The organism is Rhodococcus sp. FW305-130, assembly GCF_058788335.1.
In genome coordinates this window covers 156,405-169,206 of sequence record NZ_JBYTAP010000008.1, presented here as the reverse complement: position 1 = coordinate 169,206, position 12,802 = coordinate 156,405, and the positions used below count along the sequence as shown (strand labels likewise).

The following is a 12,802-nucleotide window of genomic DNA, read 5'->3' as shown; positions in this document are numbered from 1 at the left end:
CGACTACGGTGGTCAAATGAGCAGTGCCAGCAGCAAGTCGATCTACGGTGACGCCGAAGTGCGTCGGCGCCGAACACTCGACGCGGCGATCTCGCTTCTGGACGAGGGAGGCTACTCCGCGCTCACCATCCGCGCGGTCGCTAAACGAGCCGGCACCAGCACCGGACTGATCTACCAGTACTTCGTCGACAAGCAGGACATCTTCGCCGCACTCCTCAGCGAAAGTCAGCTGGAAATGGCGGACTTCGTGAACTCGCTCCCCCGCGAGCAGGGACTGAGCGCCTTACTCGAGTCCATGATTTCCGAGTTTGCTCGGCACTGGGCACGGGTGGGTCGACTCACCACCACTTGGCGCGACATCGAAGGCATGGCCGGGTCCGACCGAGAAAGCATGCGGGAACTTCACGCATCCGTAGCGGTCTACAACTCGGCATTGATTCGAGCGCTCACCGAATCTGCTGCAGCCGAAGGGAGCCGGTTGATCGACGACCCCGCGTTGATCCATCTCGTGCTCTCCGGACTCAAAGGCCTGTCGGACACCATCGTCATCAACATCGCCAAAGAAGTCACACCCGAGTACTTCGTGAGCTTCTCCGCCCGGGCGCTCGCGCGGTCCATCACGGAGTGACGGACCGACACCTTACGAACGAACGAGGCGAGCGATGGCCGCCTGAGCTTCCTTGATCTTGACGTCTGCTTCCGGACCACCCTGCTTGGCAGCTTCGACGACGCAGCCCGCAAGGTGGGCGTCGAGAAGCTTCAGGGATACGGACTGCAACGCGCTCGTCGCGGCGGACACCTGGGTGAGCACGTCGATGCAGTACCGGTCGTCTGCAACCATGCGCGAGATTCCGGCTACCTGACCTTCGATACGACGAAGGCGTTTGAGCAGATCGTCCTGCTCGGGGCTGTAACTACTCATACCGCAACTATACCCCCTACCCGTATGAGGGCTACTGCGATGCGACGAAGCCCACCCGGACGCGGCGCACGACATCGATGGCCATCAGCCCCGCAACCAGAATCGACAACCCGGCGCCCGAGATCCAGAGACCGTCGTAGTGCGTGCTCTCGAACGGTGGAGCGCCCTCCAGTATCGGTCCGAAGTCGGACGTCGTCGTACCCGCTCGCCAGCACACGACCGCCAGAATCGTGGCGGCGACGATACCGAGTACACCGATCCATGTCTTCACGTCGACGAGCGGAGTTGGCTGCGCCTCAATCATCGGCAGACCCGTCCGGTTCCACACCGACCGTGACAACCTGGCTCAACGCCTCGCGAAGTGCCCGATCGTCTTTCGCCCACGCTCGCACCAATCCCCCGGTGGTCAGACGCAAGCCGATACCGTGCCGACGCCGGGGCACTCCGGACAGCTCACCCAGCGCGCGTGCCGTTTCCCACGGCTCCATTTCGTCTTCATAGGCGGCGTCGTCCGATTCGGGAAACACCTCGGCGATCTCGGTGATCGGCACCTCTTCGGTTCCCTGACGCAACGTGGTCGCGGTCAGAAGCACGCTCGCATGCCGGCGCGCGGCAATCACCTGCACGTACACCAAGCCGGTGAGGATCACGGCGAACATCGCCAGACCGAACCAATGCACCACCGGGCCGGTGAACAGCTCGATGACCAAGGCGATCAGGCAGAAGATCGGACCGAACGCGATGGCCCACCACCGAGATCCGGGTTCGTAGTACAGAACGTCCGGGCCGATTTCAGGAGCACGGTCAGCCACGGGCGAACCAACTTCGGGTGGTGTCGCGGTAGATCGCGACGCAGGCACAGATCAGCATGACGGGAACAACCAGCGCGAGCACGGTACTGATCCCGGCCACGACCAGCGCGATCTGCAGTACCGCGAACACTCCGGACACGATCACCAGGATCCGTCGGCACAACGCCCGTCCGGCGCGAGTGGGACCGGCGAGGCCACCGATCGCGAGGCCGGTCAACAGCAGAACCAGCCCTGACACCCGCACGAAGGTGACGTAGATGTCGATGTTTCCGGCCGAAACGCCTTGATCGGTGAATTGTTCACGCAGCGAATACGAGGCGCTGGTGACATTGATCAGGCCGAAGAGTATGAGTAGGAACGCGCTGGCGATCCACAGCCAGAATGCTGCCTCGACGGCCGTCGGGCGCCGGACCTTCGTAGAGATACTCACGGGTTCAAGTGTGCGCTATCCGCTGACGATGCCCGGAATCATGAGCACCAGGAGTGTCACCAGAACAGAGGCTCCAAGGATCGCGAACAAGATCACTTCGGTCCGTGAACCACGTTGGCGCAGTGGAGCGTCGTGGGTGCTTTCCGTGCGCAGGGCTTCCTGAGAACTCATTGTCTACGACCTCTCCCCTACTACTGCAGTGACCCGTTTCACAGTACCCCGAGCTACCTATCGGTTCCCCGCCGGGGGGAAACGAAGAAAGTACGGATTGGACTCTTTTCGGTGCATCATCACGATCGCCCCGACAGCAGCAACTGCCTGCAGGATTTCCGCTCCGCCGAACAGCAGAGTGGCCGCGCCGCCGTCGCCGCCGAGCCCGAAGATCACGGGGATCGCAGAGACCAACATGAAGACTCCACAGAACGTCAGCAACATTCGAGCCCAGTTCTTGCCACGACTCATCGAGCGCACGAACAAAAGGAACACCGCGGTGACGATCACCACCAGGACAGCGGAGAACACGATGACCAGTGGGAACATGCCCTCAACGTCGGAGCGTGTCAGACCGGCATCGACAGCCGCCTGGTTCCTGAGCATCTCGTCGACGAACATCGACTTCTGCCCGAGCAGCATCCAGATCATCGCGCCGCCCTGGACCAATCCAAGCGCCGTCACAGCCCACCACAACTGAATCGCAGTCACGACGTCCGTCGGCGGCTCGGGTTTCGGCTGGGGGCCCGGGTATCCGTTGTAACCGGGGCCGTATCCCGGGATCTGACCCGTCGGCATCGGTCCGAGTTCGCGGTACGGCTGATTCTCGAACGGCTGGTTCTCGTAGGGAGGTTCCCGGCGGGGCGGTTCCTGGCGCGACGGCGGCCACTGCTCGGTCATGACACCAGCGTATCGGTCGATACCGGCGCAGCCACCATGCGTGACTCCGTCACAGCCATCCGGCAACTTCCGACGCCCAATACGTGAGGACCACGTCGGCACCGGCGCGGCGAATGCTGGTGAGCGATTCGAGAATCGCCGCGTCCCGGTCGATCCACCCGTTCTGCGCGGCCGCGGTGATCATCGAGTACTCCCCCGAGATCTGGTACGCAGCGACCGGAACCGGAGACCGGTCGGCGGTCTCACGCAGAATGTCGAGGTAGGACATTGCAGGCTTGACCATCACCATGTCAGCGCCCTCCGCGATGTCGAGGTCTACCTCGCGCATCGACTCGCGGCGGTTGGCGCCGTCCTGCTGATAAGTACGACGGTCGCCTTGCAGTGAGGATCCGACGGCTTCACGGAACGGCCCGTAGAACGCTGACGCATATTTCGCGGCATAGGCGAGCTGACCGACCTCGACATACCCGGATGCATCGAGCGCACCGCGGATCGCAGCCACCTGACCGTCCATCATGCCGCTGGGGCCGAGCAGGTGCGCACCCGATTCAGCTTGCGCGAGAGCCATTTCGACGTACCGGATCAAAGTTGCGTCGTTGTCGACGGCGCCGGCGGCGGTAAGCACGCCGCAGTGGCCGTGATCGGTGAACTCGTCGAGGCAGGTATCGGCCATGATGACCGTCGAATCGCCGAGTTCTTCTGCCAGAGCGCGCAATCCGACGTTGAGGATGCCGTCGGGATCGGAGGCACCGGAGCCCTGAGGGTCCTTGTCCTCCGCCTTGGGGACGCCGAAGAGCATCAGACCACCGACGCCGGCTTCCACTGCTTCCACCGCGGCGGACCGCAGCGAATCGAGCGTGTGCTGGAAAACGCCTGGCATGGAACTGATCTCACGCGGCGCATCGATGCCGTCTGCAACGAACATCGGCAACACGAGGTGCCGGGGTTCGAGCGAGGTCTCTGCCACGAGTCGCCGGAGCGCTGGGGTGCGCCGGAGCCGGCGAGGGCGATGAGTGGGAAACACGAGAAGTAGCCCTCCTTCGTCGGAACCTGTGAGTGGTTGAGGAGTCCACAGACTCCTCAACCGCTCACGGGTGCGCTAGCGCCTGCGGGACTTCTTACGCGGCGGCGGCAAAGCACCTTCAGCGCGCAGCCGAGCTGCGTGCTCGGCGAGAGCCTCCACCAGCGGTCCCACCTGCGAGGTCTCGGGCTGCACGTCGACGCGCAGACCGAACTCGATAGCGGTTTCGGCCGTCTTCGGGCCGATGCACGCGACCAACGTGCGGGCGTGCGGCTTGCCGGCGATGCCGACGAGGTTGCGCACGGTCGAGGACGAGGTGAAGCAGACGGCGTCGAATCCACCGGTCTTGATCATCTCGCGGGTCTCGGCCGGCGGCGGCGCCGCCCGGACGGTGCGGTAGGCGGTGACGTCGTCGATCTCCCAACCGCGTTCGCGCAGGCCCTCGGCGAGGGTTTCGGTTGCAATGTCCGCGCGCGGCAACAGAACCCGGTTGACCGGATCAAAAACGTCGTCGTACGGGGCGAATTCGGCCAGCAGGCCTTCGCTGGACTGCTCACCGGTCGGGATCAGCTCGGGGTTGATGCCGAACGAGCGGACCTTGGCTGCGGTTGCTTCGCCGATACAGGCGATCTTCACGCCGGAGAAGGCGCGAGCGTCGAGACCGAACTCCTCGAACTTCTCCCACACTGCGCGAACCGCATTGGTGGAAGTGAAGACCACCCACTGGTAACGACCGTCGACGAGGCCCTTGACCGAACGCTCCATCTGAGCCGGGCTGCGAGGCGGCTCGACGGCGATGGTCGGAACCTCGATCGGGATCGCTCCGTGAGTGACCAGACGGTCGCTCATCTCGCCGGCCTGATCCTTGGTGCGCGGCACGAGGACAGTCCAGCCGTACAGAGCGCGCGATTCCCACCACGACATCTTGTTGCGCTGCGCGACAACCTTGCCGACGGTGACGATGAGCGAGCCCACCAGTTCGGATCCGGCTTCGTTGAGCGTCGCGAGAGTTGCCTCGACGGTTCGCTGCTGACGAGTGGTGCCGCGGACGGTGATGGCAGCAGGCGTCTGCGGAGCCAAGCCGTTCTCGACCAGCGCGCTGGCGGTCTCGGCGAGATGTCCCGACGTCGCGTGCAGAACAAGCGGTCCCGGTGCAGCGGCCAGAGCAGCCCAGTCGACTTCACCGCGAACGTCGGCCTCGGTGTGACCCGAGCCGAGCGCCATACCGGCGTAGCTCGGCACAGCCGAACCCGAAGGCAGACCCGGGAGAACCTCGAACTGAACCTGCGTGCGGGCGACTGCCGTGACCTCTGCGATCACGGAATCCGTGGTCAGCGGATCACCGGAGACCAGACGCACGACGTCGTGGCCGTTCTTGGCCTCGTGCACTAATGTCTTTGCAACCTCGGCAGGCTCACCGAGTGCCGGACGCACGTCCGCGATCAGCTCGCCGGTCTCCTCGTCGCGGCCCATGTCGATGCCGACGAGCGCGACGACGCCCTTGTCGACGTCCGGATCCGTGAATGCCATTGCGGCGCCGGTGAGGACGTCACGTGCGCGAACGGTGAGCAGGGCGGGGTCGCCCGGTCCCGATCCCACGAACAGGATCCGTCCGGGAGTGTTCTTTCGGACTCGGGTCATCGGTGATTCTCCAGTGCGCTGTATCGAAATGGGAACTTGGTGCAAGTGCAAAGTGGGGCGTCAAACATCGGCTGCCTCGCCTGTAGTCACGTTCATCAACTCTCGGGCGCCGAGTTCGAGTAACTCGCGCGCTACCGCTCGGCCGAGTTCCTCGGCCTTGTCCGGCGCACCGACTGCGCCGGTACGGATGACGTCCGAACCGTCGATGGCGGCTGCGCAGCCGCGTACCGACAGTTCGTCGAAGATTCTGCCGTCGTCGTCGAGGGATTCGACGATCTCCGCGATCGCTCCGACCGGAGCGGTGCAGCCCGCTTCCAGCTCGGCGAGAAGTGCACGCTCGGCAGTGACTGCCGCCCTGGTACCGGCGTCATCGTGCTCAGCCAGGATCGCCGCCAATTCCGCATTGACAGAAAGGCATTCGACGGCCAGAGCGCCCTGCGCCGGAGCGGGGAGCATCTGCACGGGCTCGATGTTCTCGGTGATGAGATCGAGCAGACCGATACGGGACAAGCCGGCGCGAGCGAGGATCACGGCGTCGAGTTCACCGGATTCGACCTTGCCGAGACGGCGTTGCAGGTTGCCCCGCAACGGCACGATGTCGAGGCCGAGCCCGAGTGCCTTGAGCTGCGAAACGCGGCGCGGCGCGGAGGTTCCCACCTTGGAACCGGCCGGAAGCTCCCCGAGGACCAGACCGTCGCGGGCGACGAGCGCGTCACGCGGATCTTCGCGTGGCGGAATCGCCGCGATGACGAATCGCAGATCCTGCGCGGTCGGTAAGTCCTTGTAGGAATGCACAGCAACGTCGACGCGGTTGTCCAGCAAAGCTTCTCGAAGCTCTGCGGTGAACACTCCGACGCCGATCTTCTGGACGGGATCGGTGGACTGGTCGCCCTTGGTCTTGATGATGACCAACTCGGCGGGATGCCCCGCTGCAATGAGGGCATCGCGCACGGTACCGGCCTGCGTGGTCGCGAGAAGACTTCCGCGAGTGCCGATCCGCAGCGGGCTCCCCGATCGAGGGGTGGTGACGCTCATGCCTGCAGGTCCCTTCCAGTGCGGTCGCCGTCCACCAGGTCGGTGGGTGTGGCCACGGCCGCGGGAGATCCGGGGCTGAGTTCGAAGAGTTCGCGCAGCGCTGCTGCGTAGGAGTCGCCGCCGGGGGCCGACGCCAGTTGCTTGACGCGCACGGTCGGGGCGTGGAGAAGCTTGTCCACGACGCGTCGCACGGTGCGTGCAACCTCGTCGCGCTGCGGATCGTCCAGGCCGGGCAGACGCGAATCGAGCCGCATCAGTTCGGCTTCGACGACGTCGGCGGCGCGCTGACGCAAAGCCGTCACGGTCGGAGTGACCTCGGCGAGGCGCTGTCCGGCAAGGTAGGTCGCAAGTTCGCCGGCGACGATGGTGCGTGCGGCTTCTGCGTCGGAAGCGGCTGCGCCTGCCGCCGGATCACGCTGCAGCGTCTCCATGTCGAGAACGGTGACACCCGGCAGGCCGGCGACGGCGGGATCGATGTCGCGCGGCAGCCCGAGGTCGCAGATGACCAGGTGCTTGGTGTTGTCGCGATCGGGCTCGGCGAGTGCGCGGTGCACATCCGCCAGGGTGACCACTGCCCCGACCGCGCCGGTACAGGTGACCATGACATCTGCCTGCGCCATCGCGGCCGAAAGCTGATCGAAGGCAACACCGTCGGCGTCGACGCCGTTGGAGCGTGCCGTCTCTGCCAGGTGCTCGGCGCGTTCCTGTGTCCGGTTGACGACGACGATGCGTTCGATTCCGGCGCGAGTGAGATGCGCAACCGACAGACCGCCCATCGAGCCTGCTCCGACAACCACGGCAGTGCGGCCGACGAGGCCGCCCTCACCGATGATGCCCGCTGCACGATCAAGAGCCACGGATACGACTGATGCTCCCGCTGAGTCGATTCCGGTTTCGGAATGCACTCGCTTGCCGACGCGCAGTGCCTGCTGAGCCAGTTCGTGGACGACGCGTCCGGCTGCCTGCTGCGCATCCGAAGATGCGTAGGCCGAACGGATCTGGCCGAGAATCTGCTGTTCGCCGATCACCATCGAATCGAGGCCACTGGCCACGGCGAAGAGATGTTCGACCGCTGCTTCGCTGTAGCGGACGTAGGCGTGAGCGTGCAGCGCCGTCAGGTCGAGACCTGAATGGTCGGCGAGGATTTCACCGACCTCGGTGAGCGCACCGTGGAACGCGTCCACCACCGCGTAGACCTCCACCCGGTTACAGGTGGAGACGATCATCGCTTCGGAGATGTGCGAAGACGCCAGAAGCTTGTCGATCAGCTTCGGACGATCGGTGTCGGTGACAGCTACTCGCTCGAGCACCGGGACGGGCGCGGTTCGATGCGAGACCCCGACAAGCAGAACACTCACGGCGCGATCACTGATCCGTTTCTTGTCGAACCTGCTCCGACCGGAGCGGGTGAACTGGTGGATGGGACTGACGAAGCGGATGCGGCGTGAGCCACTCGTACTCGCGGCGCACTGGATGCCTGATCGGCGTTGCGCGCACTGTTGAAGGAGAGAACCTGCATCTCGACGGCTAGATCGACGCGTCGCAGTTCCACGTGGTCGGGAACGTCGAGGGCGATCGGCGAGAAACTCATGATGCAGCGCAGTCCGGCGCTGACGAACTGGTCGCACACGCCCTGCGCGGCCTCGTCCGGTGTGGAGATGACGCCGATGGTCGCGTTCAATTCGCGGCAGGCGACGGTCAGTTCCTCGGTGCTGCGCACCACGAGGTCGCCGACTGTGCTTCCGATTCGATCTGCGTCACTGTCGAAGAGTCCGACCATCTCGAAACCGCGGCGGCTGAATCCGCCGTAGCCGACCAGCGCCTTGCCGAGGTTTCCGACTCCGACGAGAACGACCTTGTGCCCACGATCGAGTCCGAGTGCACGCTCGATGCGGATGCGGAGCCTGTTGACGTCGTATCCGACGCCGCGGACGCCGTTGGGTCCGAGGAATGACAGATCCTTGCGCAACTTCGCTGATCCGACACCGGACGCCTGCGCAAGTTCCTCGCTCGAGACGATGGAGGTACCCCGGTCGGACATCACTCCGAGGACCCGCAGGTATGCGGCCAAGCGCGTCACCGTAGCCTGGGGGATGACGCGATCCTGAGCGATCGAGTCGGTGACAGAAGAGCCCGCAGCGCCGGTGACGCGCTGAGCCACAGGCTCATGCGTCTGGTGCGGTTCGGTCACGTCGCTGGCTCCTCGTCCGGTCGACACGACTGTCGACCTCCACGATGCTCCGGGGGAATGTTCACACCACGGTAACCGCTTGTGAACCCATGCACAAAGTTGCTCGAGACGGGTTCGATGTGCCGTTCACCTGCAAAGCGGCTCCGCGGACAACTTTGAGGGTTGCCTTACTTGCGTAAATCGTCACGAAGGCGCTCTTCGTCAACTTCCCAGTAACCGTGCTCGCGTCCGTCGAGAAGAATGACCGGCAATCTGTCTCCGTACTCCGCTCTCAGCTCTGGATCCGTCGCGGCAGCTTCGTCTACGTCGATGCACGTCAATTCCAGCTCGAACTCGGAACAGACCCGTCGTAGTACCTCCGCCGCGCCGACGCAGGACGCGCATCCTGCGCGTGTCAACAAGGTCACTTCATGCGTAGCTGCAGTCATCGACGCATACCTTTCTTCTACTGGGACGCCATCTACTTGATCGGTCGAGTGTGCCTCCGGAGCCCCACTCGGTACCAAATCGGCGGAGAGGAACGTCACACACCACAGGGAAGGTCACCATCCAACCCATCGGGCCTCATCGCGGAGGATAGGCTGACTCGAAGAGTTCTCTGCTCGAGAATGCAACACGGGAGGTGCGGGTGCCTGCGCGATCACTACCGAACGGCTCCGGATTCGGATCAGGGCTTGCCGGGGTCATTCTCCCCGGACGTCGCCATGTAAAGAATCCGCTGGGCCCGAGTGAGTCGGAAGTTCGAGCCAATCTCGCCGGCGAGGCGAGCGCTGATGCAGCTCTGGCATTGCACGAAGCTGCCAACCCCACAGAACCGGAAACCGGCGAAGAGCCCCCGGCCGTTCCGCGCGACCTCACGGCCGCCGCATTCTTCGACGTCGACAACACCATGGTGCAGGGTGCGTCGATCATCCACTTCGCCCGTGGTCTCGCTGCACGAAAGTATCTCAAGACCTCGGATCTGGTGGATTTCGCGTGGAAGCAGATCAAGTTCCGAGTCACCGGCCGAGAAAGTAGCGACGACGTCGCCGAAGGCCGCGAGAAAGCACTGTCCTTCGTGGCCGGTCGATCCACCGCCGAACTCGCCCGCCTCGGCGAGGAGATCTACGACGAGGTCATTGCCGACAAGATCTGGCCAGGCACGAGGGCGTTGGCCCAGATGCACCTCGACGCCGGACAACAGGTGTGGTTGGTGACGGCAACTCCGGTCGAACTGGCCCAGGTCATCGCTGAGAAACTGGGATTGACCGGCGCCTTGGGCACCGTCGCCGAAAGTGAGGACGGAGTCTTCACCGGCCGACTCGTCGGCGACATCCTGCACGGCATGGGCAAGGCGCACGCCGTACGGACGTTGGCGGTGCGTGAAGGCCTCAATCTCAAGCGCTGTTCCGCCTACTCGGACAGCCACAACGACGTACCGATGCTCTCGTTGGTGGGGACACCGGTGGCGATCAACCCCGACGCAGACCTTCGTGAACTCGCGAAGAACCGCGGTTGGGAAGTTCGTGATTTCCGCACCGGACGAAAGGCCGCCAAAATCGGCGTTCCCACAGCGCTGGTACTCGGAGCAGTCGGCGGTGCGCTCGCGGCAATTCTCGCCAGGCGCAAAGAACAGAACGCCTGAGCGGGTTCGGTCCGGATCGAGAAGCGATCCGGACCGAACTCAGCCGAGAAAGACGTTGCGCCGCTTGGCCAACAACCGATAAAGCGTCTGCTGAATCGTTTCTCGGACGTGGTCCGTGACCTCGAACAGGACCATCGGATCGTCGGCTGCACCGCTCTCGAAGGTGTCGGTGACGATCGGTTTTCCGAACTCGATGTACCACTTCGACGGCAATGGAACCAGGCCGAGTGGCCCGAGGTGCGGAAACAAAGGTGTGACCGGGAAATACGGCAAACCGAGAACGCGTGCGAGTGTGGTGAGATCACCGATCTTCGGATAGATCTCCTCCGAGCCCACGATCGAGCACGGGATGATCGGAACACCGGTTCGCATTGCGGCCGACACGAAGCCACCGCGCCCGAACCGCTGCAACTTGTACCGCTCACTGAACGGTTTCCCGATGCCCTTGAATCCTTCCGGGAACACGGCCGCGACTTCACCTTCGTTGAGCAGACGCTCGGCGTCGGGGTTGCACGCCAACGTATGGCCGGCTTTGCGCGCCAGTCCGCCCACCACCGGCATTTCGAAAGCCATGTCCGCAGCCAACATTCGCAGTGGACGATGCGCCGGATGATGATCGTGCACGGCAACCGACGTCATCAGCCCGTCGAGTGGGATGACACCGGCGTGATTGGCAACCACCAACGCTCCCCCGGTGAGGGGAATGTTCTCGATCCCGCTGACCTCGACGCGGAACCATTTCTCGAACAACGGCCGCAGCACGGGCATGACGACGTTGTCCGCAAAATGCGGGTCGAATCCGAACTCGTCGACCTCGTAGTCGCCGGACACCCGACGTCGGAAAAATTCTGCTGCCGAGGCGATCTGGTCGACGATCGCCGACCTGGCCGCATCGACGAACGTGCTCTCACCACCATGGTCGGCCGCCGACGGCACTCCGGACGGATGCCGACGCTGACTTTGTTCACGGACGTCACGCTCCGCGCCGGTGACGGACTCACGCGAACGAGAAGCTTCCGACTTTCCGGTGTGAGTTGCGCTGGGCCGCAGGGGAATTACCTTCGCCACGTCAGTCACCCCTTCACCGCACTTCGTCCCGACAACGGCATGTGCATCACGTCTGCACTTACGCTCGCCTCGGCAGTGTCACCGCCGAGGATGGTGGTCAACGCATTCTCTGCCCGATCGATCCACTCGGACTTGATGATCCGGCGCGTCTGCATCGCACGCATGAAATCGTCGAGTGCTTGCATGGTGGTCCATCGCGGCTCGAACCCCAACTCGCTGCGCATGCGAGTGGTGTCGAGTCCGCAGCCGAACCGGAAGTACTCGAGTTGCTCGTCGGTGTAGAGCCTCATGGACGACCCCACCAACGCGCTCCCGACACTACGGAACAGAGCGAGCGGCATGGGAACTTCCACCCTGCCTGCCCGGCGGATCGCCTGCGACATCATGACCACTCCGTCGCCGGCGATGTTGTACGTACCCGAGGCGTGGCCGATAGTCGCCTTCTCCAGCGCCGCGAGGGCATCCTCGACGTGGAGCAATTGCAGGCGCGCGTTGCGCCCGACGATGGTGGGCACGAGTGGGGCGGTGACGTAGTGCCCGACGGTTGCAGTCAGCTGAGGTCCGATCAACGGCGCCAACCGCAGAATCCCGACCGAGATGTCCGGGCGCCGACGCCCCATCCCGCGGAGGTATCCCTCGATCTCGAGGCTGTCGCGGGCATATCCGCCCGGCGGCCGGCGGCGCGCACTCATTTCTTCGGTGAACTGAGCGGGATCCTTGGCACTGCACCCGTAGACGACCGAAGCCGAGCGCAGGATCACCTTGCGAACCGTCGGAGCTTTCTGGCAGACCGCGAACAGTTGCATGGCGCCGATGACGTTCATGTCCTTCATCGCGGCGCGGCTGCCGGCTTTGGGGGCTTTCTGAAGCGTCGACGCGTGCACGACGGTGTCGACCTCGGCGTTTCGGATCACTTTGCCGATCAGCGGATTGCGGATGTCTGCTCGCACGAATTCCGCGCGGCCCATTCTGCGCATCATGTCCTTGCTCGGACTGACGGCGTCGACGGCGATGACACGCTCGATCGACGGATTTTGCGCAAGCCTGGTAACCAGGTAGCCGCCGAGGAATCTGCTCGCCCCGGTCACCAGTACGACGCGAGGCGCCGTTCCCCCTGAAGTGTTGTCACCTTCAACCACCAAGTACCCCCATATCCAGTAGAAACGC

General features: G+C 64.0%; 16 protein-coding genes. 2 read left to right on the top strand and 14 right to left on the bottom strand.

The features are described 5' to 3' along the window. The first annotated feature begins 16 nt into the window (after nt 1–16). A complete protein-coding gene (locus tag AC3WQS_RS24385) occupies nt 17–628 on the top strand; it encodes a TetR/AcrR family transcriptional regulator (RefSeq protein WP_030535503.1) in 612 nt (203 codons plus the stop codon). Between the two features lie 12 nt (nt 629–640). On the opposite strand, the gene AC3WQS_RS24380 is transcribed toward AC3WQS_RS24385, so the two are convergent. The 12 genes from AC3WQS_RS24380 to AC3WQS_RS24325 form a co-directional block, all read right to left on the bottom strand. Further along, nucleotides 641–922, bottom strand: coding sequence for a metal-sensitive transcriptional regulator (locus tag AC3WQS_RS24380; RefSeq protein WP_003942012.1), 282 nt, complete (start codon nt 920–922; stop codon nt 641–643). Nucleotides 923–953: 31 nt separating this feature from the next. Beyond that, nucleotides 954–1,226, bottom strand: a complete 273-nt coding sequence (locus AC3WQS_RS24375) for a hypothetical protein (RefSeq protein WP_021333927.1) — start codon at nt 1,224–1,226, stop codon at nt 954–956. Next, entirely contained in the window at nt 1,219–1,734 is a 516-nt protein-coding gene (gene mce1N, locus AC3WQS_RS24370) for a transport-regulating membrane protein Mce1N (protein ID WP_019744369.1), read from the bottom strand. The genes AC3WQS_RS24375 and mce1N overlap by 8 nt, the downstream gene beginning before the upstream one ends. Then, complete coding sequence (locus AC3WQS_RS24365) at nt 1,727–2,164, bottom strand: hypothetical protein (protein ID WP_003942066.1); 438 nt, start codon at nt 2,162–2,164, stop codon at nt 1,727–1,729. The genes mce1N and AC3WQS_RS24365 overlap by 8 nt, the downstream gene beginning before the upstream one ends. Before the next feature lie 15 nt (nt 2,165–2,179). Continuing rightward, nucleotides 2,180–2,335 (bottom strand): hypothetical protein, encoded by a 156-nt coding sequence (locus AC3WQS_RS24360; RefSeq protein ID WP_019744371.1) that lies wholly within the window; start codon nt 2,333–2,335, stop codon nt 2,180–2,182. Nucleotides 2,336–2,392: 57 nt separating this feature from the next. Further along, nucleotides 2,393–3,055 carry a hypothetical protein gene (locus AC3WQS_RS24355; RefSeq protein WP_019744372.1) on the bottom strand — a complete coding sequence of 221 codons (663 nt, stop codon included), beginning with the start codon at nt 3,053–3,055 and terminating at the stop codon, nt 2,393–2,395. Nucleotides 3,056–3,104: 49 nt separating this feature from the next. Continuing rightward, on the bottom strand, nt 3,105–4,079 hold the full coding sequence (gene hemB / locus AC3WQS_RS24350; RefSeq protein WP_021333925.1) for a porphobilinogen synthase: 975 nt from the start codon (nt 4,077–4,079) through the stop codon (nt 3,105–3,107). Nucleotides 4,080–4,154: 75 nt separating this feature from the next. Next, on the bottom strand, nt 4,155–5,717 hold the full coding sequence (locus AC3WQS_RS24345; RefSeq protein ID WP_003941969.1) for a bifunctional uroporphyrinogen-III C-methyltransferase/uroporphyrinogen-III synthase: 1,563 nt from the start codon (nt 5,715–5,717) through the stop codon (nt 4,155–4,157). A gap of 60 nt (nt 5,718–5,777) precedes the next feature. Continuing rightward, nucleotides 5,778–6,752, bottom strand: coding sequence for a hydroxymethylbilane synthase (hemC, locus tag AC3WQS_RS24340; RefSeq protein ID WP_021333924.1), 975 nt, complete (start codon nt 6,750–6,752; stop codon nt 5,778–5,780). Beyond that, nucleotides 6,749–8,110, bottom strand: coding sequence for a glutamyl-tRNA reductase (locus tag AC3WQS_RS24335; RefSeq protein ID WP_020968933.1), 1,362 nt, complete (start codon nt 8,108–8,110; stop codon nt 6,749–6,751). The genes hemC and AC3WQS_RS24335 overlap by 4 nt, the downstream gene beginning before the upstream one ends. Continuing rightward, complete coding sequence (locus AC3WQS_RS24330; RefSeq protein ID WP_019744376.1) at nt 8,107–8,970, bottom strand: redox-sensing transcriptional repressor Rex; 864 nt, start codon at nt 8,968–8,970, stop codon at nt 8,107–8,109. Before AC3WQS_RS24330 ends, AC3WQS_RS24335 begins: the two co-directional genes overlap by 4 nt. A 140-nt stretch (nt 8,971–9,110) precedes the next feature. Beyond that, nucleotides 9,111–9,371: a glutaredoxin family protein gene (locus AC3WQS_RS24325; RefSeq protein WP_003941953.1), complete on the bottom strand. Its 261-nt coding sequence runs from the start codon at nt 9,369–9,371 to the stop codon at nt 9,111–9,113. Between the two features lie 200 nt (nt 9,372–9,571). On the opposite strand from AC3WQS_RS24325, the gene AC3WQS_RS24320 reads away from it, so the two are divergent. After that, nucleotides 9,572–10,567: an HAD family hydrolase gene (locus AC3WQS_RS24320; RefSeq protein ID WP_020968932.1), complete on the top strand. Its 996-nt coding sequence runs from the start codon at nt 9,572–9,574 to the stop codon at nt 10,565–10,567. A 39-nt stretch (nt 10,568–10,606) separates the two neighbouring features. Here AC3WQS_RS24320 and AC3WQS_RS24315 read toward each other — a convergent pair whose 3' ends face one another. Further along, a complete protein-coding gene (locus tag AC3WQS_RS24315; RefSeq protein ID WP_021333923.1) occupies nt 10,607–11,644 on the bottom strand; it encodes a lysophospholipid acyltransferase family protein in 1,038 nt (345 codons plus the stop codon). Then, the gene (locus AC3WQS_RS24310; RefSeq protein WP_492712399.1) at nt 11,641–12,774 is read right to left on the bottom strand and encodes an NAD-dependent epimerase/dehydratase family protein; all 1,134 of its coding nucleotides are present in this window, start codon (nt 12,772–12,774) and stop codon (nt 11,641–11,643) included. The genes AC3WQS_RS24315 and AC3WQS_RS24310 overlap by 4 nt, the downstream gene beginning before the upstream one ends. Between the last annotated feature and the right edge of the window lie 28 nt (nt 12,775–12,802).

Bases quoted from the DNA above. Each gene is read 5' to 3' on its own strand.
- AC3WQS_RS24360 (WP_019744371.1), bottom strand. From the start codon at position 2,335: ATGAGTTCTCAGGAAGCCCTGCGCACGGAAAGCACCCACGACGCTCCA.
- AC3WQS_RS24325 (WP_003941953.1), bottom strand. From the start codon at position 9,371: ATGACTGCAGCTACGCATGAAGTGACCTTGTTGACACGCGCAGGATGC.
- hemC (WP_021333924.1), bottom strand. From the start codon at position 6,752: ATGAGCGTCACCACCCCTCGATCGGGGAGCCCGCTGCGGATCGGCACT.
- AC3WQS_RS24385 (WP_030535503.1), top strand. From the start codon at position 17: ATGAGCAGTGCCAGCAGCAAGTCGATCTACGGTGACGCCGAAGTGCGT.
- AC3WQS_RS24380 (WP_003942012.1), bottom strand. From the start codon at position 922: ATGAGTAGTTACAGCCCCGAGCAGGACGATCTGCTCAAACGCCTTCGT.
- AC3WQS_RS24345 (WP_003941969.1), bottom strand. From the start codon at position 5,717: ATGACCCGAGTCCGAAAGAACACTCCCGGACGGATCCTGTTCGTGGGA.
- AC3WQS_RS24355 (WP_019744372.1), bottom strand. From the start codon at position 3,055: ATGACCGAGCAGTGGCCGCCGTCGCGCCAGGAACCGCCCCGCCGGGAA.
- AC3WQS_RS24375 (WP_021333927.1), bottom strand. From the start codon at position 1,226: ATGATTGAGGCGCAGCCAACTCCGCTCGTCGACGTGAAGACATGGATC.